General features: G+C 44.4%; 20 protein-coding genes and 1 tRNA gene. 4 read left to right on the forward strand and 17 right to left on the reverse strand.

From position 1 onward, the window contains the following. The first annotated feature begins 78 nt into the window (after positions 1–78). Positions 79–381, forward strand: a complete 303-nt coding sequence (locus HXT45_RS00275; RefSeq protein WP_018638016.1) for a HigA family addiction module antitoxin — start codon at positions 79–81, stop codon at positions 379–381. A 188-nt stretch (positions 382–569) separates the two neighbouring features. Here the strand turns inward: HXT45_RS00275 and HXT45_RS00280 are convergent, their stop codons facing one another. The 12 genes from HXT45_RS00280 to atpB form a co-directional block, all read right to left on the reverse strand. Next, a complete protein-coding gene (locus HXT45_RS00280; protein ID WP_421781800.1) occupies positions 570–1,607 on the reverse strand; it encodes a Fic family protein in 1,038 nt (345 codons plus the stop codon). Between the two features lie 113 nt (positions 1,608–1,720). Next, positions 1,721–2,440 (reverse strand): Fic/DOC family protein, encoded by a 720-nt coding sequence (locus HXT45_RS00285; protein ID WP_018638020.1) that lies wholly within the window; start codon positions 2,438–2,440, stop codon positions 1,721–1,723. A 23-nt stretch (positions 2,441–2,463) separates the two neighbouring features. Beyond that, positions 2,464–2,649, reverse strand: a complete 186-nt coding sequence (locus HXT45_RS00290) for an antitoxin VbhA family protein (protein WP_018638022.1) — start codon at positions 2,647–2,649, stop codon at positions 2,464–2,466. A gap of 199 nt (positions 2,650–2,848) precedes the next feature. Next, positions 2,849–4,735 (reverse strand): hypothetical protein, encoded by a 1,887-nt coding sequence (locus HXT45_RS00295; protein WP_421781803.1) that lies wholly within the window; start codon positions 4,733–4,735, stop codon positions 2,849–2,851. 296 nt (positions 4,736–5,031) lie between these two features. Continuing rightward, positions 5,032–5,346, reverse strand: a complete 315-nt coding sequence (locus tag HXT45_RS00300) for a F0F1 ATP synthase subunit epsilon (protein WP_004131539.1) — start codon at positions 5,344–5,346, stop codon at positions 5,032–5,034. 2 nt (positions 5,347–5,348) lie between these two features. Beyond that, complete coding sequence (gene atpD / locus HXT45_RS00305; protein WP_004131537.1) at positions 5,349–6,836, reverse strand: F0F1 ATP synthase subunit beta; 1,488 nt, start codon at positions 6,834–6,836, stop codon at positions 5,349–5,351. Between the two features lie 6 nt (positions 6,837–6,842). After that, entirely contained in the window at positions 6,843–7,847 is a 1,005-nt protein-coding gene (locus HXT45_RS00310; protein WP_004131536.1) for a F0F1 ATP synthase subunit gamma, read from the reverse strand. Positions 7,848–7,850: 3 nt separating this feature from the next. Beyond that, a complete protein-coding gene (atpA, locus tag HXT45_RS00315) occupies positions 7,851–9,527 on the reverse strand; it encodes a F0F1 ATP synthase subunit alpha (RefSeq protein ID WP_128813821.1) in 1,677 nt (558 codons plus the stop codon). 16 nt (positions 9,528–9,543) lie between these two features. After that, positions 9,544–10,125, reverse strand: coding sequence for a F0F1 ATP synthase subunit delta (locus HXT45_RS00320; protein ID WP_102704814.1), 582 nt, complete (start codon positions 10,123–10,125; stop codon positions 9,544–9,546). 99 nt (positions 10,126–10,224) lie between these two features. Then, positions 10,225–10,767 carry a F0F1 ATP synthase subunit B gene (locus HXT45_RS00325; protein WP_004131533.1) on the reverse strand — a complete coding sequence of 181 codons (543 nt, stop codon included), beginning with the start codon at positions 10,765–10,767 and terminating at the stop codon, positions 10,225–10,227. 60 nt (positions 10,768–10,827) lie between these two features. Then, entirely contained in the window at positions 10,828–11,061 is a 234-nt protein-coding gene (gene atpE, locus HXT45_RS00330; protein ID WP_004105752.1) for an ATP synthase F0 subunit C, read from the reverse strand. Positions 11,062–11,151: 90 nt separating this feature from the next. After that, a complete protein-coding gene (gene atpB / locus HXT45_RS00335; RefSeq protein ID WP_060785815.1) occupies positions 11,152–12,012 on the reverse strand; it encodes a F0F1 ATP synthase subunit A in 861 nt (286 codons plus the stop codon). A 381-nt stretch (positions 12,013–12,393) separates the two neighbouring features. On the opposite strand from atpB, the gene HXT45_RS00340 reads away from it, so the two are divergent. Next, positions 12,394–12,467: transfer RNA gene (locus HXT45_RS00340), tRNA-Met, on the forward strand. 99 nt (positions 12,468–12,566) lie between these two features. Here the strand turns inward: HXT45_RS00340 and HXT45_RS00345 are convergent. The 3 genes from HXT45_RS00345 to HXT45_RS00355 form a co-directional block, all read right to left on the reverse strand. Then, positions 12,567–13,586 carry a tetratricopeptide repeat protein gene (locus tag HXT45_RS00345; RefSeq protein ID WP_060785814.1) on the reverse strand — a complete coding sequence of 340 codons (1,020 nt, stop codon included), beginning with the start codon at positions 13,584–13,586 and terminating at the stop codon, positions 12,567–12,569. 84 nt (positions 13,587–13,670) lie between these two features. Beyond that, positions 13,671–14,690: a hypothetical protein gene (locus tag HXT45_RS00350; RefSeq protein ID WP_415691406.1), complete on the reverse strand. Its 1,020-nt coding sequence runs from the start codon at positions 14,688–14,690 to the stop codon at positions 13,671–13,673. 21 nt (positions 14,691–14,711) lie between these two features. Beyond that, positions 14,712–16,655 (reverse strand): hypothetical protein, encoded by a 1,944-nt coding sequence (locus tag HXT45_RS00355; protein WP_415691405.1) that lies wholly within the window; start codon positions 16,653–16,655, stop codon positions 14,712–14,714. A 295-nt stretch (positions 16,656–16,950) separates the two neighbouring features. On the opposite strand from HXT45_RS00355, the gene HXT45_RS00360 reads away from it, so the two are divergent. Continuing rightward, positions 16,951–17,946 carry an FKBP-type peptidyl-prolyl cis-trans isomerase gene (locus tag HXT45_RS00360; protein ID WP_415680894.1) on the forward strand — a complete coding sequence of 332 codons (996 nt, stop codon included), beginning with the start codon at positions 16,951–16,953 and terminating at the stop codon, positions 17,944–17,946. 258 nt (positions 17,947–18,204) lie between these two features. Here the strand turns inward: HXT45_RS00360 and HXT45_RS00365 are convergent, their stop codons facing one another. Then, positions 18,205–20,442 carry an RNA degradosome polyphosphate kinase gene (locus HXT45_RS00365; RefSeq protein WP_016635630.1) on the reverse strand — a complete coding sequence of 746 codons (2,238 nt, stop codon included), beginning with the start codon at positions 20,440–20,442 and terminating at the stop codon, positions 18,205–18,207. Between the two features lie 294 nt (positions 20,443–20,736). Further along, a complete protein-coding gene (locus tag HXT45_RS00370; protein ID WP_421781808.1) occupies positions 20,737–20,910 on the reverse strand; it encodes a hypothetical protein in 174 nt (57 codons plus the stop codon). A 147-nt stretch (positions 20,911–21,057) separates the two neighbouring features. Between HXT45_RS00370 and HXT45_RS00375 the strand changes: the two genes are divergently transcribed. Then, positions 21,058–21,789, forward strand: a complete 732-nt coding sequence (locus HXT45_RS00375) for an MIP/aquaporin family protein (protein ID WP_421781810.1) — start codon at positions 21,058–21,060, stop codon at positions 21,787–21,789. Positions 21,790–21,947: the final 158 nt, after the last annotated feature.

Raw genomic sequence — 21,947 nt, forward strand, 5'->3', positions numbered from 1 at the left:
CATCGGCAACATCGCGCATCCACTATTCAAGCAACACTAACGCTTGACGTTAGTAACGCAATGCATTACCATAGTTTTATGGAAACCAGAGAAAAGGAACTAAACAAACACTTGAGCACTCCAGGCGAAATCTTGCGCGAAGAATTTATGGAACCTCTTAAAATAAGCTCATACAAGCTTGCTCACACTATTGGCACATCGCAAACAGCTATTGGAGAAATTTTAAACGGTAAACGTGCAATCAGTGTAGCAATGGCATACAAGCTATCTAAAGCTTTTAGAACAACCCCAGACTTCTGGCTCAACCTTCAACGTGACTACGACATTTTGCGATTTGACGAATCCAGTATTGGCAACATCACGCCACTCGTTTCGTCGTAGCATGATTTACACGCTTTAATGCTGAGCAAATACCACTTCGCAAGGTTGAAAATTTTTGGGTAAGCAGAAAAAAAAATCGGGCGACGCATAAATGCATCGCCCGCAAAACTTTCGTTTTCAAATCGCATGAAACACGCTACCACGCCGCACATACGTTACGCAATACAGTCTCTTTACAAAAGCTCGCGTCACAACCCAAAAAGCTTCAACAGCGCTCGGAACGTATCTTGACCATCATAGCAAGTTTCAACTAGGAATCCGCGCTCATTGCTGTATTCTTTGAGACCGCGATAATAGTAGTATTTCTTTCTATCCTCAATAATAAACGGCACAATATTATGTTTTAAGCATTCCTTAAAAGCAATCAAACGCCCAACTCTGCCATTTCCATCCTGAAATGGATGTATTCGCTCAAACCTGTAGTGAAAATCAACTATATCTTCTAGCTGCAAATCAGTTTTAGCAAGGTATTCTGCCAACAACTTGCTAATCTCCTCATGCACTTTTTTCGGATCGCAAGTTTGCACACCGCCTACAACATTTGCGCGCAACTTGTAGTCGCCAACACTAAACCAAGGAAGAAGCTCGTCGCTTGTTCCACGTTTAAGCAACAAATGTAAATGCTTAATCATGTCTTCACTAAGAGGCTCTTCAGCAACGTCAATACAGTAATCAATCGCGCGAAAATGATTCACTGTTTCAACAATATCGTCAACCTTAATACCCGTATTCCCTACTACGCCAACACTTGAATCCGCGCTATCAACTACACCATCCGCTTTTTCTTCGGAGCAGATAGTATTAGTTTCAAAAATTCGCCTAGTCTGATCTTCACTCAGCTGGCTTCCTTCAATATGATTCGAGTTGTACGTCATGCGAATTTGAAGCTCGTGATAAATTCCGCCTGGAATACGATGCGCCTTTTCTTCCCTAAACCTTTGCAAAATAGCATTACCTGAGATTACACGATACAATTCGCTAGGCTTGCATTGTAAATAATTGCTGATTTTTGCGATTACTGAATTTGACAGTTTTTCACCTTTTGAGATTTTTGCAATCGTACGAGAAGAAATATGTAACTCGGCTGCTAACTGCGATTTTTTAACGCCTTTTTCTCGCAGCCTGTTAACTAATCCCGTGTAATCATACATTTTTAACACTTCTCTTTCTTCTGTCTGCCTTGTTTTGTCGAGATGAATTATTGCAAATTTACATACTGGAGCCATGTTATAGCTAAATTTTTATAGCAAAATCTTTACTTATTTTCCCATAATGAACATCAAAAGTAAAGATAATTGCGATTTATACACGCAAAAGTAAAGATAAACAAAAGCCCTAATCAATCTATGCCGTAACGCGTTTTATACGCCGCGTAATCCTTATCTTGCAAAACACTAGCAACATTCGGCGCGTATTTGTATTCTTCTTCAACAAGATGAGCAAACTGCTGCTGAGCCAAAAGATCAACCTGCAAAGGCTTTGTAATAATGTGGAACATGTCTTCAAGAAGCTTAGTATCGTTAGCATCTTTAGATCGAATCGAAGCATTATCGTTTACGCGCTGAGTTATTAAACCCCAATCAAAATGGTACCCAGCATCTCGCGCAACAATATCCCAAAAAACGCGCTGCGTTCTACCATTTCCCTCACGAAATGGATGCAAAACATTAAAATTATTGTAATTTACGCTTAGCTTACTAATAAAATCATCAATAGATAAGCCTTGCAATAAATTATCGTTTTTAAGCGTTTGCTCACAGTAACGAATCCCAACGCCCATGTATTCAAGCGGATGAAACGGCTCGCCACCACCTTTAGTCATGTCTATAGTACGAATCTGACCAGCCCAATCATAAACATCCTGAAAAAGATAATGATGAATCCACTGCAATTGTTTAACAGTTCCTTCAGCATGCGGCAAGTGTTCATACAAAATAGAACATCTTGTAAGAACAGCATCGTTCTCATATTTATCTAATTCAATTTGATTATTTATATTAGATTTGTTCTTTAATACCTTTGTGTGAGGAATAAGATATGGGTCAAAAACTGCTTCCATAGCACTAACACAATCCGAATAACTTAATCCGTTACACTATATCTAGAACGCATTCTAGCAACAAATTCGTCACTGGTTATAAGACCTTTAGCATATTGATTTGCGTCATAAAGAAACTCTTTTGAAGGTGAATTGCCTTCAAGTCTGCCTGAAGCTATTGCAAGACCCAAATTCTCTTGACGTTTACGTTGCGTTTCTTTATCAATCATTTCTACTCCCTGCCAGCACCCGCGCTAAAATCAAAAACAACTACGCACTATTTTACTATTCGCAATGCATTTATGTGCAATAAACAGAACACAATCGAAAAACGCATTAAATAGAATACAAAAGGGCCTTCGAGTGTGAATGCAAGCGAACACACGCGAAAGCCCTAAAACACTAGCGCTAACACGTAGCAAGCAAAACCTAGCTACGCACCTTACGCAACACTGCACCAGAAGCAGCAAACATCAAAGCAGCAAAAGCCACAAATGCGCCACCAACACCAGTAACAGGCAAAACACCCTTACCATCACCCTGGCCAGACGTACTATTCGCAACAGTAATATCCGTCCAAGCAAGCTGATTACCATCTTCATCAACAAGAACAACAGTATGCTTACCAGAATAACCAGCAGGGAACTGCGCATCAAAATAAGGAACACCATCAGCACCAAGCTTAACAGTCACAAAATCACTACCATCCACACTACGCAAGAGCTTAGGAGTGGAATAAATGAACGCATAAGCACGCACAGAGCCCTCGCTATGCAAGCGATTAAGGAACGCCTTGTTGTTAACGTTCACAGAAACCTTGTTTGCAGAACCTGCAACAGCAATGTTGTTGGAGCCAACCTTTAGCGTACCTTTTAATTCTGGCTTAAGCTGATCAACGCTAGCAGGAGCCGAAGGAACTACAGCTTTAGTTTGAGATGGCTTTTCAGAAGACTCAGGTTTTGCTAATCCAGGCTTTGCAGAAGAATCTTGAGCATCATCAGAATCGGAAGCGGAAGGAGCAGATGGAGCTTTTTCTGCAGGCTTATCTGCAGACTTATCACCAGGCTTATCTGGAAGAACATCACCAGAAGCTCCTGGATTCTTTTCACGCGCACTATTCTTGCTCTTCTTAGCTTCTGCAAGAAGATTCTCTAAAGCAACCAATCTAGACTTCTTAGAGTTGCGAATCAAATTAGCTATAAAGTGGAAGCCTTGATCATCTGCTTGCTTAGCTAAATCTTCCTTTTCTTCCTTATAGTTTTTAATAGCTTTCTTAAGATTTGCAGAAATCTTATTATTAAATTCTACGGCAGCAGCACCAGCTTGATTTGCTTCAGCAGTAGTAAAGTCAGCAAAAGTCTTATTACCAAAACTCTTTACAACTCCAAGGAACTTTGCAACAGCAGCCTTTTCATCACCAGTAGCAGTAAACATTCCCGTGTTAACTAGCTGAGCCAATTCAACGGCATTAGTATAAGATTTTTCTTGGCCATCGCGACGCTTTTGCAATTCTTTTCTAAATAATTCAATCTGGGAAGGCGTAGCCGTTTTACCAACTTTTTTTAAATACTCCAGAAAATCTTCCTCTGATGTCCCTAGGTCTACAATGCCTTTAATTGCGCTATCTGTAATTGTTTTTTGAGCTTCATTAAACAAGGCACGAGCGCCATTAAGAGTCGCAGCTTTGCTTATAAGAGTAGCAGTAAAGTTGAATTTTTTAGCTTTTGCTTGCTTAACTAAGTCTTCCTTAGCATACTTTTCTGCTTCGTTAAGCAAATTCTCTAAAGAAGATAAAGAACTGTAATTAGACTCTTTAATCTTGTTAGCAACTAAAGTAAGACCCTCATCTTCAGCTTTCTTAGCTAAAGCAGCTTTGCCATTAACGTATGCGCTTTGAGCCTTATCGCGATCACCTTGACTACCGTAGAAAATTCCATTCGCTGACTTAAAGTCGTTAGCTTTACGCATCTTATTAGCAAGATCATGCAAACCAATAACGTCAAGATGCCTAGCACGATACTCAACAATCTTGTCGTCTACGTACTTAACAACAGCATTGTTAGCATCACCGCTACCAGTAACCTTTGAATCGTTCTTGCTAACATATTTTAAAAGCTCATCAATTTCACTTTTAAGAAGACCAGAGTTTTTTACACGGTTTTCGAGCTTCGCTACAGAAGGATGCTTAGCAGATTCTCCACCGCTATTCGTTTGAACTGTAGTCGCGCTATTAGCCAACGCTGGCATTGCAAACGCAATTCCCGAAACAAAAGTCGCTACCGCTGCAAATGCGGCAATCGCTTTTTTACTTAACATACTTTTCCTTTCCTCTCATCACGAATCATCATGCGAAGAGCCTATTTGCTAAAACAGCACAATAAGTGATTCAATTTAGGCTTAAATTAAATCATTACAAAGTATACAGATACCCTACCCCCCTAATGTATTGTTATAACCTTTCCATAACAGATAAACAGGGATAAAACAGAAATAAAACAGATCAAACGCTAAAACAGATAAAACAGATAAAACAAAAGCAGGAGTCGCGATAAATAATCGCAAACTCCTGCAATATATGAAACTTAGGCCTTATAAAACCGTAAGAGTTAGCCTTAAATCACTTTTGCATTGGGCAAAACGTTGCCGTCTTTATCAACATTGCAACTATGCTCAACAGCAATCGTAATGTGATCGTTGTCAACGGAATAAAAGCCGTCAGTCACCTTAAAAACGTGACGAACGCCTTGCAAATCGTCAACCTTTACAAATCCGTGATCAATCAACGCAAGCACAGCCTCATGCCCAGGAAGAACGCCCATTGTGCCATTCACAGAAGGAATAACAACAAACTTGGCATCGCCTTCCCAAACAGGATGCCTGGCTGCAACCACACTAACGTGCAGCGTTTTCACTTGCTTTTCTGCCATAATCACGCACCAAACTCTTGCTGCATATCGTGCCAACGACGCTCAAGATCGTCAATGCCACCAATACCAGAGAACGCCTGCTCAGGGATTTCGTCGTAAACGCCATCGCAAATGCGCGTAAACGCCTCAATCGTCTCGTCTGCTGGAACATAAGAACCTGGGCGGCCAGTAAACTTTTCGGCCACGTAGAAGTTCTGACCAAGGAACTGCTCAATCTTACGAGCGCGGCTCACAGTGGTCTTATCTTCCTCACCAAGCTCATCAATACCAATCAAAGCGATGATGTCTTGAAGCTCCTTATTGCGCTGCAAAATGGCCTTTACGCGGTTAGCGCAATCGTAGTGAGCCTGGCCAACATAACGAGGATCCAAAATTCTAGAAGTAGAAGCCAAAGGATCCACAGCTGGGTAAATACCCTTAGCTGCAATGTCTCGCGAAAGCTCAGTAGTTGCATCCAAGTGCGTAAACGTTGTTGCAGGTGCAGGATCGGTGTAATCATCTGCAGGCACGTAAATAGCCTGAAGCGAGGTAATGGAATGGCCGCGCGTAGAAGTAATACGCTCCTGCAACGCACCCATCTCATCTGCCAAGTTTGGCTGATAACCAACTGCAGAAGGCATACGACCAAGCAACGTAGAAACCTCGGAACCAGCCTGAGTAAAGCGGAAGATGTTATCAATAAACAGCAACACATCCTGATTCTGCACATCGCGGAAGTACTCAGCCATAGTCAAAGCGGTAAGAGGCACGCGAAGACGAGTCCCAGGAGGCTCATCCATCTGGCCAAAGACAAGCGCCGTTTTCTCCAAAACGCCAGCCTCTGCCATTTCGCCAATCAAATCGTTACCCTCACGAGTACGTTCGCCAACGCCAGCAAACACAGACACACCGCCGTGGTTCTGAGCAACGCGCTGAATCATCTCTTGAATCAACACAGTTTTACCAACGCCTGCACCACCGAACAGACCAATTTTACCGCCCTGAACGTAAGGGGTAAGCAAATCGATAACCTTAATGCCCGTTTCAAACATTTGAGTCTTAGACTCAAGCTGATCGAAAGCAGGTGGGTTGCGGTGGATTGGCCAGCGCTCAGTTACCTCAATGTTTTCACCTGGTTTAGCGTTCAAAATGTTGCCAGTAACGTCAAAAACGTGACCTTTTGTAACATCTCCAACAGGCACAGAAATTGGGCCACCAGTATCTCGCACTAAAGCACCACGAACCAAACCGTCCGTAGGCTTAAGCGCCACTGCTCGCACAGTTGAATCCCCAAGGTGTTGCTCAACTTCCAGCGTAATCTCGTGGACGGTATCTCCCTCCGTGTTTCCAACGGTGTTGATATCAACCTTGAGAGCATTGTAAATATCTGGAAGATAGCCAACTGGGAACTCAACGTCAATCACGGAACCCTGAACACGGGTTACGCGGCCAGCCGTTGGGTCGTCTTCCTTTGCATCTTCTGGAGGTGCTGTGGTCTGATTTTCAGCCATATGCTCCTATTCCTCCTCATTATTCAGCGCATCAGCGCTGCCGATAATCTCGGTAAGTTCTTGTGTGATGGAAGCCTGGCGAGAAGCATTAAGCTTTCTCGTTAAATCATCCACCAAATTGCGGGCGTTGTCTGTAGCCGTATGCATAGCATTTTGTCTACTAGCCGTCTCGGAAGCTGCAGATGTAAGCAAGCATTCGTGAATACGCGACTGAATATACTTTGGCAAAACTGCATCCAAAACTTCGTCTGGGCTAGGCTCAAAGCAATATTCCACAGCATCTGGATTACTGCGACTAACAGCTTCTTCACGCGCCGAAACCGCACCCGTAGAAGAAAGCGAAGCCGAAGGGCCAGAAGCCGCCTCGTAGTCAGGACGATGCATAGCAAACTCTTCGCCGTCTTTTAACGGAACCAGCTCAACTGGAAGCATGCGCAGAGTACGAACCTTTTGCCTCACCATGTTTATAAACTCAGTGAACACAATGTAAAGCTCGCTAACGCCACCATCTTCTTCGGGAGTCATGTACGCGTCCATTAAAGTATCGGAGATTCGCTCTGCAATTGTTACATCAGGATGATCCGTAGACCCTTCCCAAGTGCCTGCAACGTCGCGATTACGATACTTGTAATAGGTTGCACCTCGGCGACCATACACGTACAACTCTGCGTGCTTTCCTTCGGCGTCTAGCTTTGTAAGCAGCGCCTCGGTTTCTCGAATAATCGAAGACGTAAACGCGCCCGCCATTCCGCGGTCGGAAGTCAACGCCAGAACGGCTACGCGATTACCCGCACGCTCTTTTCCAAAGATTGGATGCTTAATGTTTGCTTCGTGATGAGCTACCAACGCCTGCACGGCATCGAAAATTGCGTCACTGTATGGCTTAGCGTTAAGCGCAATATCTCGCGCTTTTGCAATATGCGAAGACGCAATCATTTCCTGAGCCTTAAAGATTTTACCTAAAGACTGTGTGGAAATAATTCTCGATTTCAATGCAAGTTGGGAAGACATACGCTACTTCCCCTCAGACTCGTTATTGCTTGAATCGCGACCATCCGACTTTGGCTTTGCAACAAGCTTTTCCTTCTCAACAGGAGCAGGATTCTCAGCAGGAGGCAAAGAATCCTTAACAATCAAAGGCTTTCCTGCAGAAGTCTTAAACGTTCTACGGAAATCTTCGATTGCGGCATCAAGCTTTGCTTCTGTCTCTTTTGTAAAGTCCTCGGTATCGCGAATCACCTGCAAAATGTCGGTTCCCTTATCGAGATAATCCAACATCTCGCTTTCAAAGCGAAGCACGTCTTTTACAGGAATGTCGTCTAACTTTCCATGAGTACCAGCCCACACGGAAACAACTTCTTGCTCCATAGAGCGAGGCGAGAACTGCTTCTGCTTAAGCAACTCGGTTAAGCGAGCGCCACGAGTGAGCTGAGCTTTAGAAGCTGCATCCAAATCGGAAGCAAACATTGCAAAGGATTCCAAAGACTTGTAACGAGCCAACGAAATCTTAAGCATGCCAGAGACCTTCTTCAAAGCCTTAGCCTGAGCTGCGCCACCAACACGAGACACAGAAATACCAACATCGACTGCTGGACGCTGACCTGCGTTGAACAAATCGGACTGCAAGAAGATCTGACCATCGGTGATGGAAATCACGTTAGTTGGAATGTATGCAGAAACGTCATTTGCCTTGGTCTCAATAATTGGCAAGCCAGTCATTGAGCCGCCGCCCATATCGTCGGAAAGCTTTGCGCATCTTTCTAGCAGACGAGAGTGAAGATAGAACACGTCGCCTGGGTAAGCTTCACGCCCAGGTGGGCGACGAAGAAGCAAAGAAATCGAACGATATGCTTCTGCTTGCTTAGACAAGTCGTCGAAAACAATCAAAACGTGCTTGCCGTTGTACATCCAATGCTGGCCAATTGCAGAACCAGTGTATGGAGCAATGTACTTAAAACCTGCAGAATCCGAAGCTGGGCTTGCAACAATTGTTGTGTACTTCATAGCGCCTGCTTCTTCTAGGCTTTGACGTACAGATGCGATTGTTGAACCCTTTTGTCCGATTGCTACGTAAATGCAACGAACTTGCTTCTTTGGATCTCCACTTTCCCAGTTTGTGCGCTGGTTAATAATCGTATCGATTGCGATTGCGGTTTTACCAGTTTGACGATCACCAATAATCAACTGACGCTGACCGCGGCCGATTGGCGTCATCGCGTCAATGGCCTTTAGGCCAGTAGACAAAGGCTCATCCACAGGGTGACGATGAATCACGTCTGGAGCCTGGGCTTCAAGAATACGACGCTCCTTGCACTCAATCGCGCCAAGACCATCAATTGGATTACCCAATGGGTCTACTGTACGACCAAGATAGGCGTCTCCCACTGGCACAGATAACACTTCGCCAGTGCGGTAAACTTCCTGCCCTTCTTCAATGCCCGTAAAATCGCCTAGAATAACCACGCCGATTTCGTGAGCATCAAGGTTAAACGCTAGACCCAAGGTGTCGTTCTCAAAGGTGAGCAGCTCGTTTGCCATGCAGCCAGTCAATCCAGCTACGTGCGCAATGCCGTCACCAGCCGTAACAACATAGCCAACTTCTTGCGTTGGCATGTCTGCTGGCTTGTACGAGTCAACAAACCCGTCAAGTGCCTTGCGTATAAGGGCGGGATCAATAGATAGTTCCGCCATAATTCTCCTTAATTTATTACTTCACTGCCTGTGTCCAAGCGCCATTGCGCGCAGAACGCTGCAACTGCTTAAGCTGCATTAACATTGTGCGGTCTGTTACTTGATCGCCAATACGTATACGCATTCCACCAAGCACGTTTGGATCTACGATTGGGTTTATGTATGCACGATGACCCAACTTTTTGGTGTAAATCTCAATCAAACGCTTGATTTGCTTATCCGTAAGAGGCTGAGCGGTTGTAACAGTAACCAAAGTTTCGCCTGCTTCGCGCTCAAAACCAGACCATGCGCCGCCAAAGCTGCCCGTCTTGCCACTTTCTGCGCCACCATGCCAAGTTCCTACCAGGTAGTGCATAATGCGCAAAACAACGGGATGCGCCTTACCTCCAATAAGCTCGTCTATTAAGCGAGATTTATCTTCCGAAGACCTATTTGGATCGGTAATGGCGTCAGAAAGCTCTGGATACTTTTCTAGCGTATCCATCATTGTTGAAAGCTCATCAGATATGCGCTGAGCTTCGTCATGAGCATCTGAAATGGCTTGCGCAAGCGAAGAACGCGATAAGTTTTCGCTCACTCGCGATGCCTTTTCTGGCATCCGTACCTCCTCATTTATGCAAAACTAAGTAGCGATTAGCAACACTAAGATTTAAGACATAAGACTTAAAACTTAAGACTTAGTGAAAGCTTGCTTTGACTACTTGTTTTGCGCCGAATCCTTAACGTCTCCTACTTCATCAATCACATGATCAATGATCTTGGAGCCTACGGTATCGTCATCTAGCTTAGAAGCAAGAATCTTTCCAGCTAACGCCGCAGCGAGTACCGAGACTTCTCCTTGGAGGCTAGTCATGGCGTGCTTATGCTGAGCTTCAATGGAATGCTGAGCTTCACTAATAATCTTCGCAGCATCTTTCTCTGCACGCTGTCTTGCTTCATCAACAATCTTGGAAGCTTGTGCACGAGCCTGTTCGCGAGTCTTCGCAGCATCTGCTTGAGCTTGGGCGAGTTCTTCTTCCATCTGGCTCTTTAGCTCATCAGCTTCACGCTGCACATTGGCTGCTTTAGACATTCCGCCTTCGATTTTCTCTGCACGCTCATCAAGAATTGCCTGGAATTTAGGCATAACGAACTTGTAGAAAAACGCTGCAAGAACAACTAAAATAACCAGCGACCATATAACGTCGTAAGGCTCCGGCAAGAACAACGCCAGTTTATTAGTTTCGGCTGCATATGCCATGGCTTGTCCTTTCTATTCTTTCAACACTTGTATGCGTTGGAACGAGTTGTTTCGTTCGGTTCAGCTTCCCATAATGTAGGCAACGAATCCGAGCAAGCCCAGAACCTCGATGAATGCCAAGCCAATAAACATGAACAACTGAATACGGTTGCCGACTTCTGGCTGACGTGCAGTGGATTCCATAGCCTTGGATACAACCATTGCCATTCCGATAGCAGGGGAAAGAGTAGCAACGGCAAAGCCGAGAATGCTAAGGTTGCCCGTCAATCCTGCGAGAGCGATGATACTATTCATTGGTTTCCTTTCTTTAGGAACAGTAACCAGTTATAAACCCTAAGATTATTAAACCTGATTTATTTGTTTGCTTTAATTAGTTTTAACTATCTATGCAACAGCAACAGCAGATTTTTCTTCTTTCTCGGGGTAACTTTCCGAAATATACACAGATGCAAGAACGGTAAAAATAAATGCCTGCAAGCCTGCAACTATTATTTCGAATACTGTAAACAGAATGCCACCAAGCAGCCACAATGCACCGCCTAAGGCAAGGAGTTTATTGCTGGAATCCACCACAAAGAAGTTGGTGAATACTAGGCAAGTGGCCACCAGCAAATGGCCAGCAATCATATTCGCAAACAAACGGATTGTAAGCGAAAGTGGTCGCACAATCAACAATTCCAGCAGCTGCAATGGCGTAAGAATAAAGTAAATCGGCCATGGCACGCCTGCTGGGAACAAGGATTCGCGGAAGAACGTTAGGAATCCTTTTTCTCTAATTCCAGTGATTAAGTATTGGCACACAACCCAAAGAGCAAACACTAATGGCCCTGTAATAGTTGCGGTTGCAGCTATATTTAAGCCTGGAATAACTGAGCAAAGATTAAAGAAGAATATTGTTATAAAAAGAGTTGTAATCATTGGCACATAACGCTTTCCGCGCTCTTCGCCAATCATTTCGTACACAATGTTAAATCGCACAAAGTCCATTAGAATTTCTAGCACGCTTTGGAATCTTCCTGGAACCACTTTTGCGCGGGCTGCTCCAATGCCAAAAATAATCATAACGATTACGGCCATAATAAGACGCACCATAATAATTCGATTCATGGCAAAAGGTGTGCCTTGGAATAAAATCTCTGGCGGCAAAAAGTCATTAATGCTTGGCATCTCTGGCTTTGCTGAAGCTAGCAACGCCGCAACATTTATATGCGCAGCTTTCGCTAAAACTTCGATAGCTCCACTCATTCGTGCCTCCTTGTAGGACTCTTTTACAATACAGTTGCGCTAAATATTAAAGTTATTCACAAGCTAGTTTGTAAAACCGTAAATCCTGTAAATTCATTCGTTGACGTATGTGCGAAACGAAAACATATCTCTAAAAAGCTGATTCTACTCTTAGTTTGTACATTTGAGTTATATTTGAGTTATATTGCTGATTATTAACGAGTGTTGCGATTATAGCAAGTACGCAAATTCTTAATAACTCGCTTTAGTCACTTGTTTATTATACTCCACATTTGTTTAAAATTAAACTGCTTGCGCGATAAAATTATGCGAGAAACACGCCGAAGACTTGACAAATCCAAATTTGCCCCTATCGTAGATAGAGCTGCTAAAAGTAGCCGACGCGGGGTGGAGCAGCTCGGTAGCTCGCTGGGCTCATAACCCAGAGGTCCATGGTTCAAATCCATGCCCCGCTACGAGAAAGCCAAGAATCGCATATTTCTCACGAATGCGAATCTTGGCTTTTCTTTTAATCTTTTTAGTTGGCGGAGTAATTGCGTGGTATATCTGATATATCAGTAGAGAAGAATCGCTAGGCGGCGGCGAGCACGATTCAAACGCTCATCGTCAGCAGGAAGCATTGCAAAATACTCAAGCATGCGGTTTTTAATCACCTCTGCGCAATCTTTGTGAGAAGCAAGAAAATCAAGAAGTCTGCCAAAAGCATCGTCAATGTGACCATCAATCATATCTACATCTGCTACAGCAAGCTGAGCGGAAGCATCGCCAGGATTATCGCCAGCAGCCTTGCGCACAACCTCCACGTTTGTATTCATATTTCTGCTAAGAAGCAAAGCCTTAGCGCGCTCACGAGATGCCAATTCGTCATTCGGATTAGCTTGTAATACTTTTTCATACTCGCGCGCAGCAAGAGCATAATCGCCATTCATAGCTGCATCGTGCGCAATTTTGTGTTCAGGGGGAATGCTGGAGGAATCGCCAGAATCCGCAGAGTCGCCAGAATCCGCCGCATTATCGTCTACACCAGAATCTGCCGAATCAACATAAGGAGCCGTTCCAGCAACACCAGACTTTTCCGCAACCTTAACTAATTGCGGCAAAATGGCACTACAAATCTGATTCAACTCATCTTCGCTAGGCAATCCTTGGCAAATAGGCATTGGCCTGCCCCCAACCAATCCATATACAGCTGGAAGCTGCTGCGCACGCAAAGCTTGAGCAATCGATGGGCTTTCATCCGCATCAATTCGCGCAAGCTGCATTCTGCCATCTAAGGCGCTAACAGAATCCGCAAGCTTTTGCGCTAAGTCGTAAGAAGTTTCGTCACTTTTTTGCCAAACAAGCAAAATAATTGGAAAACTTACGGAAGTTTGAACCATTGCCTGGAAAGTTTGATCGTTAACATCAATCACGTATCCGCCTGCAAGCGGAATTTTAGACTGCGGTTTGCCAGATTTTTCGGCAGCTTCGCGCTTTGCAAGAGCCTCCGCTTTGCGCTTTACGCCTTCTAGGTCTACTGCTCCAGCAAGCGAAAATCCGCCTGGATTCATGCCCATAGATTGTGAATCAACCATATTTCCTCTTTTGCTTGTATTGCTTTACAAATATCTCTAAAGCGTTAAACGCATTACCGAAAGCCTAAGGCGCTTCTACAACGCTTACAGCGCTTCCACTTTTATAGGCTGACGCTCCGCTCCAACAGGAATAATCTTTGCATCCGAGCCAGCAGGAGGTACAACCATAGCAACAACGTTCACATAAGTTACGCGCATTGTAGAAGTGGCTTTAGAATCCCCAAATAACGCTTTTTCTTCGTCGGAAGCTGGCCTAGATTCGCGGCCTTCTCCAGCTTTTCTAGTCCAAACTGAATCAATGCGAGCAATAACCAAATCACTCCCATCGCTTGCACGCATAACGCTAATCTGGTTTGTTATAGGAGTAAAAACTTGTTCTTGAGATCCCTTATTTCGCTCCATTCCAGCTTGAACTGTTTTAGAAAGCTCGCTTAGTTTCGATCGCAAGTAATCATTAGCAAAATACTTTGCAAACTTGCTCGATTCTCCCCTTTGCAAAACATCCGCATATGCAGTCGCAGCCGCGTGTGGAGACATAACAAGCCCCGAATCATTAGCTTTGCCCATAGAAGCTCCGATTGAAGGAACTGGGAATTTTGGCAAATGCACACCAGGGAAAAGCCTTGCAACAGCCCAAAGCTTGTAGTTTGAGCGCGCGCTATCTTGGCGAATCACCAACAAACGTTTAGACTGCTGGTCTTTTGTTGTTGTAGTAATTGTCATTAAATCGCGCGGCCAACTTGCGTTTGTTGGAACAATTGTTTGAGCAACTTCACGCGGAATAGTGGTTTTTGCATCTAGCTTGCCCGTTTTTGCAGCAATCGCCAGCTCACTTGCGCGCACAAGAGCCGAAGGGCCACTCATGTATTCCGCAAGATTACTTGCGTTTTTCTCTTCGTTAGCTTTTTCTAAAGAGCGCAAAACTCTTAAACGTATATCTTTTTCTTTGATTGGAGTTACATCTGGAAGCTCTTTAACGCTAGAGCCTTCTGCAGCTTTAGGAACTTGGCCTTCGCAAGCGCAAAGCGTAAGGCACATTGACGAAGCAATTACCGAAGCACACGCAAAACGCGCGTAGTGCTTGATTTTATGCGCATAAAACATAGTCACACTTTCCAAAATACGTTACTTTTTGCGGTTTTTTGAAGGTTTTGAGGAGCCACTTTGGGAGCCACTTTGAGGACCGTTTTGGCGGCTGCCATTTTGATGGCTAGCATTATTAGAGCCATTTGCACCACGATTGGCATTATTGCTGGCGTTATTGCTGACCTTGTTGCCGTTGGTATTTCCGCCACTTGCATAGCCACTCGTGCGATTCTCTGAGCCTTTATACTTGCGATTTTTGCCACGATTTTGGCTTCTGTTGTCACGCTGGTTAAACTGGTTGCGCGACTTGCGCCTTGCTTCACCAGGCTTTGCGCTACTCGAATCGCCAGCCTCCGACGATTTGCCAAGATTTTCGCCAATGCGATTATCGCGCTTACGATTATCGTTGTCTTTACGATACTCTGCATCCATTATGCCATCTCGATTTTTATGTTCACCGCGATTGGTCTTCTTGGAGTCGTCAGCAAAATTTTCTTTGCAATCGTTGCGATTCTTGCGATCCTTATACGATTCCTTCTTGTAGCGCTTTTTTGCAAACCCAGTTTGTGATTTAGATGCGCCTTGTGATTTTTGTGATTTTCCAGACTTCCCTGCAATTCCCGAATTTCTAAATTCGCTAGATTCGCTAGATTCCGCAGATTCATGCAAATCCTTCGATTGCTCCGACTGATTCGCGCTAGACAAGTCGAAAGACTCCGCTGCATTATTCTCCGCAGCGTTATTCCCTGCAACGTTATTCCCTGCAGCATTATTCCCTGCTGCAAAATCGCCCTTAAAATCAGAACCCGACTCGCTCGCAAGCCTTGCAAAATAAGCTTGCAAATCATCTTTAGAAATAACAGTTGTTTCGTCTAAAGCCGCAGTAGGGGAAGAATTTAGACCAGACTTTACGCTTATAGAAGAATCTCCAGCGGCTTGCGACTTTGTTGTACGCGTTCTTGCGTGAACTCCGTGACGCGCATGCGCACCAGAGCCCACTTTATGCTTAGACTTTTTGTCTTTATTGCTACCAAAAACGCCAGCTATTGTTCCAGCCAAAGCCTCCGAGAACTTAACTTCTTCTTGGCTATTGTTTTCAACACTAATCAATCCCGTTCTGCTTGCAACAAGTCGCTTGTTTCGCCTGCGATGCGGAGCCATTGCAAACACAGAAGCCGAAAGGCCACATAGCAAAATAAACAACGCTCCTACAAAATACATAGGAGTAGCAAAATCAGGAAGATTATGCCTGCGCCAACGCAATTCAACAAAAGCTTCGGGAGAATTCTTACCAAGATCGATTATAAGAACCCTGCGTGCAATTTTTGATTGCAACTCCGACGACAATTTTTGATGAGAAGTCTGCGATTGCGCGCCATTTTGAGCATTGCTTTGCGCACTATTTTGCTCTTGCGACTCCTGCTTTAACGCTAAATCCGCCGCATTCCCCACTTGCTCAAAGTCGGCAGCATTTACAAACAACTTTGCCAAACCCATTTGGCAAGTGGCGTTAGTCCATAAATCGGAATCCTTAAAATCAACGTCTTTAGAAGCATCTTTAGAAACGTCTTTAGAAACCTTAGAATCGGCCGTTTTTGCGCTATCTACACGCGCATTATCGTCTGCCTTCATAACATCGGTAGAAAGACTACTCCAGTTATTAAGGCCCGTTATTCGCTGAACGGAATAACCCTTAGTCCATCCACGAACATCTTTAGCTAAGCCAACTGCAACGCAAATCGGCTTGCGACTATTTAGTGCCGCAACGCTAATCTTTACTCTATAGTCAACAAGATTCAAAACGCCTGGATCTGTAACAATGTATCTAGACCCATACACGTTTGCATGCGCCGAAACAATAGAGCTTGGCTTCCAAACAGTTGCGTTAAGCACACCAAGAACAATACTAAGAGCAGCAAGAAGGCCAAAAATTGGGGCCACTACTCCTCGCATAAACCTAGCTCGTTTTGTAGGACGTTGCATCAAACCTCTTTCTTAAGCTTGGCACGCCGCCAATTAGGCACCCCGCACGCGCACAAACTTATTAACGTAATTCTAAATTCGTTATATTTTATCCACTGCTATCTATTCTACAATCTTTACTAATCTTTTATAAGGTTTGATGTTTTGCGCAATAAATCACGCTGGAATTGCGACTAAATCGCTCTTAAATCGCTCTTAAATCGCGCTAAAATCGCTAGTTAAATCACACTAAAATCGCACACAAATCGCTAGTTAAATCACACCAAAATCACATGCAAGTTATAGTCTTAAACTTATGACAAAAACCAAATTAAATTTGACTAAATCAGTTATAACTCGAGTAATTTGTACTGCGAGCGCAATTGCCATGTGCTTTGGATTAGCATCTTGTAGCGCAAACAGCGAGTCAAGCAATGGCGCAGCAAGTAGCGAAGCAAACGCAGCTGGAATGAGCGTTTTAAGTGGCGTTAAGGCTAGCGGAGCTTTAGGAAAGCAGCCAAAGGTTGAGTTAACAGCACCTATAGATGTTAAGCCAAATTCTTACGCCATTTTGCAAGATGGAAATGGCACTAAAATCCCAGAAAATAGTCGCGTATGCGCTAATGGCATTGTGTACAACGCTAAAAGCGGCAAAGAGCTTATGAACACATGGAAGCAAGGAAAGCCAGACTGCTCAATTGTTGTTAAAAAGGGTGTTACTAGCAAGTCTTACTACACGCTGCTTAAGGGCAGGAAGATTAATTCCACGATTGCGTTTGGAATTCCTGCAAATCCACAAACTAAGCAAGACGCGTACGTAATGGTGTTAACTCTTGTTTCTGCAATGAAAACTCTTGATCGCGCAACAGGCAACAAAGTTAAAGATATTCCGCAAAATCTGCCGAAGGTAACTCTCGATAAGTCTGGCGCACCGTCATTAGATAAGAATAACTACGTGCCAAATGGAAAGTTGATTTCTCAAACTTTGATTGAAGGCAACGGCAAAGTGGTTACCGAAAAAAGCACAGTAACCGCTCACTACACTGGATGGACTACAGACAAAGACGGAAAATTGTACCAATTTGACTCATCATGGAAGCGCGGCACTCCTGCAGACTTCTCGCTGGCTGGTCAAGTTATTCCAGGATGGACTAAAGGCTTAGCTGGAAAGAAAGTTGGGTCACAGGTTCTTTTGGTAATCCCACCAGAAGATGGATACGGCAAAGAAGATAAGAAGGACGCAAAAGGAAATGTAACTATTCCTGCAAATTCAACTCTTTACTTTGTTGTAGATATTCTCTACGCTTCGTGATTAGTTGCGATTTAACTCGCGATTAAACTGCGATTAATGTTATGCCGCGCTTGAATAAATCTTGCGCGGCATTTTTGTACAAGTTATACACTATTTTGCGTTATAAATGCTATAAATGTTACAAATTCCTCACGAGTGAGACAAATCTAACAAAAGTAGGCCAAAAAACGTTACAAATGTCTCGCGAGCGAGACAAATATAACGAATTCGGAGCGCAAAAAGCCAGAGCTAAATGCCCTGGCTTTTGCTAATCGTAAGTTAATTAACGCCGCGCGGCTTACGCGTATGCGTGCGGATCAAGTATTCCTGGCTATCTACCAATGGCCTGCCCTCTGCATCGCGAGAATGCAACGTGTAAGTGCCGTCGCCATCCATCCACCAAGAAACCGTTGAATCCGCCATTTGAAAATCAATGTACTGAATCAACGCTTCCACCTGGTCTGGAGCACTTATGCGAACCAGCGTTTCAACGCGCCTATCAAGATTGCGATGCATCAAATCGGCCGAGCCAATCCACACTTCTGGGCCACTTGCAGGGCCGTCACCAATTTGCGGACCGCAAGAATTAGCAAAAGCGTAGATTCGGCTGTGCTCAAGGAACCTGCCAAGAATAGAACGAACGCGAATATTCTCACTCAAGCCCTCAATGCCAGGCTTTAGCGAGCAAATTCCACGCTCCACAATGTCAATCTTTACGCCAGCTTGAGCCGCACGGTACAAAGCATCAATCGTCTTTTCGTCAACAACAGAATTGACTTTAATCTTAATCCACGCTTCTTTTCCAGCAAGAGCCGCTGCCTCTTCCCTGCGAATTCGCTCAATAATGCCCGTTCTAACTGTGCGAGGAGCCACAAGCAAACGATGGAAGCTTGACTTTGGAGCGTAACCCGAAAGCTGATTAAACAAACGAGTCAAATCTTGACCAACTACAGGATCGCAAGTAAGCAAGCCCAAATCTGTGTAAAGGCGAGCAGTCTTAGGATTGTAGTTGCCAGTTCCAACGTGGCAATAGCGGCGCAATCCTTCGGCTTCTTGACGAACCACAAGCGAAAGCTTGCAATGCGTCTTCAATCCAACAATGCCATACACAACGTGAACGCCTGCGCGCTCAAGCTTGCGCGCCCAAGCAATGTTGGCGTCTTCGTCGAATCGCGCTTTAATCTCAACAAGCGCAAGCACCTGCTTGCCAGCGTGAGCCGCGTCTACAAGAGCGTCAATAATTGGCGAATTACTAGACGTGCGGTACAGCGTTTGCTTAATTGCAAGCACTTTTGGATCTGCCGCCGCCTGCGCCAAGAACGCCTGAACAGAAGTAGAGAACGAATCGTAAGGGTGATGCAACAAAATATCGTGCTCGCGAATCGAAGCGAAAATATCTTGCGCGTGGCTAGTTTCGACTTCTGCAATCTGGCGATTTGTAGTAGGAATAAATGGACGATACTTCAAATCTGGGCGATCTAGCGCTTGCAACTCAAAAAGAACCGTCATATCTAGCGGCGAAGGCAAACGATAGACTTCCTCTGGACTTACGCGCAATTGATTAGCCAGCAGCTGCGATAAGAATGGGCTAGCTTCGTCGGAAATCTCAAGACGAATAGGCGGCCCAAAACGACGACGCAAAAGCTCCTTTTCCATAGCGTTGAGCAAGTTTTCTGCATCGTCTTCCTCAACATCAATATCTTCGTTACGCGTAACGCGGAAAGATCGTGCTTCCTTAATAATCATGCCTGGGAAAAGCGATTCCAAATGTGCTGCAATCAACTTTTCCATAGTAATAAAGCCGTAGCGCTCTTCGCGACCTTCTTCGTCTGTTAAATCGTCAACTGGAACAAGACGATTCAAATTATCTGGAATCTTCACGCGAGCAAAATGCGACTTTCCAGAATTTGGATTTTCTACAATAACAGCCAAGTTGATTGACTTGCCAGAAATATATGGGAATGGGTGAGCAGGATCCACCGCAAGTGGCGTTAATACTGGGAAAACCTGCTTGCGATAATAGTCTGAAAGTCTATCTTTTTCGGATTGCGTAAGCTTATCCCAACTGAGCATAACAATGCGCTGCTTAGCAAGTTCTGGCAAAATGTGGTCAATAACATAATGCGCATGCTCATCTTGACGACGATGCGTAACCTCGCTAATTGCGCGCAATTGTTGACGCGGACTAAGCCCACTTGCTGCGGTTACTGCGATTCCCGAGTCGATTCTACGCTTTAAGCCTGCAACTCGAACCATAAAGAACTCGTCTAGGTTGGACGCAAAGATGGCTGCAAAATTAGCGCGTTCAAGAAGTGGTAAATCAGTATTTTGCGCTAGCTCAAGCACGCGACGATTGAACTTTAACCAGCTAAGCTCGCGGTCAAAGAAGCGATCTTTTGGCAACGGTAGCTCGCCCTCACGAGCTTCACGCTTTTCTGCCTTTTCGTCTTCGGCGATGTGCTCTGCAATTTGTCCGCGCAGAATCGCCTTTGAGGGAGCGTCAAAAATTTGTACCATACTCCGTAATTGTATGCGCTGTAAGGGATGTGCGCGACTGAGTGTCGGCGGCTGCGAGTGCTCGACACGCCGATATCTTCAATATGTGAACGCATTTGAACATGACAACCATTGCATGTTCACAAAATGATGCAAAACTTGCGACTTTCCCGCGTGCGAATGAACACTAATTACAATATATTAACAAAAGCGATTTTGCACTTTACTCTTAAGTAAAAAGCAGCGATAATAATAATCACAAGAACAAATTAAAAGAGCGGTAACCCACAAAAATGTATGGATGTTAGATTCCAATTACGTTGGACGGATACTTAAGACTTTTACCGTTGCAACGAGGATGTTGTGCAGATGAATCCGCAAGATTGTTTTTGTAGTAAGAGGCTCGCCAAGGTGGTGAGCCTCTTTTGATGTGGATTTTAGTTCGCCGCCATCTGCTAAGTCTCCCACTACACGCATTGCACGCGCCATACTCCTCACACTGTCTGGCTCTTAGGGGAAACTATCAAAGAACAATTGCTGAAACAATATTGTTGAAATTCATTTTCTTAGCTTCTTTGAAAATGATTTATTAAATAAGAGCAAAACAGCAAAACAATTAAGAAGGATCGAAGAACCATGCAGCACTCGTTTACAGTAATGTTGGCAGCTGAGTTTATTGGCACTGCCATTCTTATGATTTTTGGCAATGGAGCCGTTGCCAATGTTGAACTTAAAAACACTAAAGGTCATCACGCAGGTTGGCTAAACATTGCTATGGGCTACGGTTTTGGTGTTATGTTCCCAGTGCTAATGTTTGGCGGAATTTCTGGCGCACACATAAATCCTGCTATGACTATTGCGCAAGCCGTAAATGGCATGTTCCCGTGGCAAAATGTTGCACCTTATATTGTTGCTCAGCTTTTAGGCGCGCTTGTTGGCCAGCTTATTGTGTACGTAACTTATTTGCCACATTACAACGAGACTGAGGAGCCAGAAGCAATTCTTGGCACGTTCTGCACTACAGACGCTTACAATAACAAGCTTAACTACTTCCTCAACGAATTCTTTGGCACGCTCGTGCTTGTTTTGGCAGCTCTTTGCTGCCTAACTTCTCCTTGGGGAGAGAAGAATTTGGCTGGCGCTTCAATCGTAGTTGGCTTTGTTGTTTGGGGATTGGTGACTTCTATGGGCGGCCCTACTGGTCCTGCTTTGAATCCTGCTCGAGACATTATGCCGCGCTTACTTCACGCCATTTTGCCGATTCTACACAAGGGTTCTTCTCGCTGGGGCGAGGCGTGGATTCCAGTGGTTGCTCCTACTGCTGGCGCGATTTTGGGCGTGCTTATATTTAAGTCGCTATTTGCGTAAAACGGTTGCTTTTAACTGTTATTGATTACGGTTGATTGTGATTAATTGCGGTTGTAAGAAGCGCGTAATGCTAGTATGAATGCGTTACGCGCTTTTATTTTGCAAGCTTGTGCCCTGCAAGCTTGTGCTTATTAAGAAAGATTTTAAGAAAGACATTA

Source organism: Gardnerella sp. DNF01199S (genome assembly GCF_049244155.1).
Taxonomy (GTDB): Bacteria; Actinomycetota; Actinomycetes; order Actinomycetales; family Bifidobacteriaceae; genus Bifidobacterium; species Bifidobacterium piotii.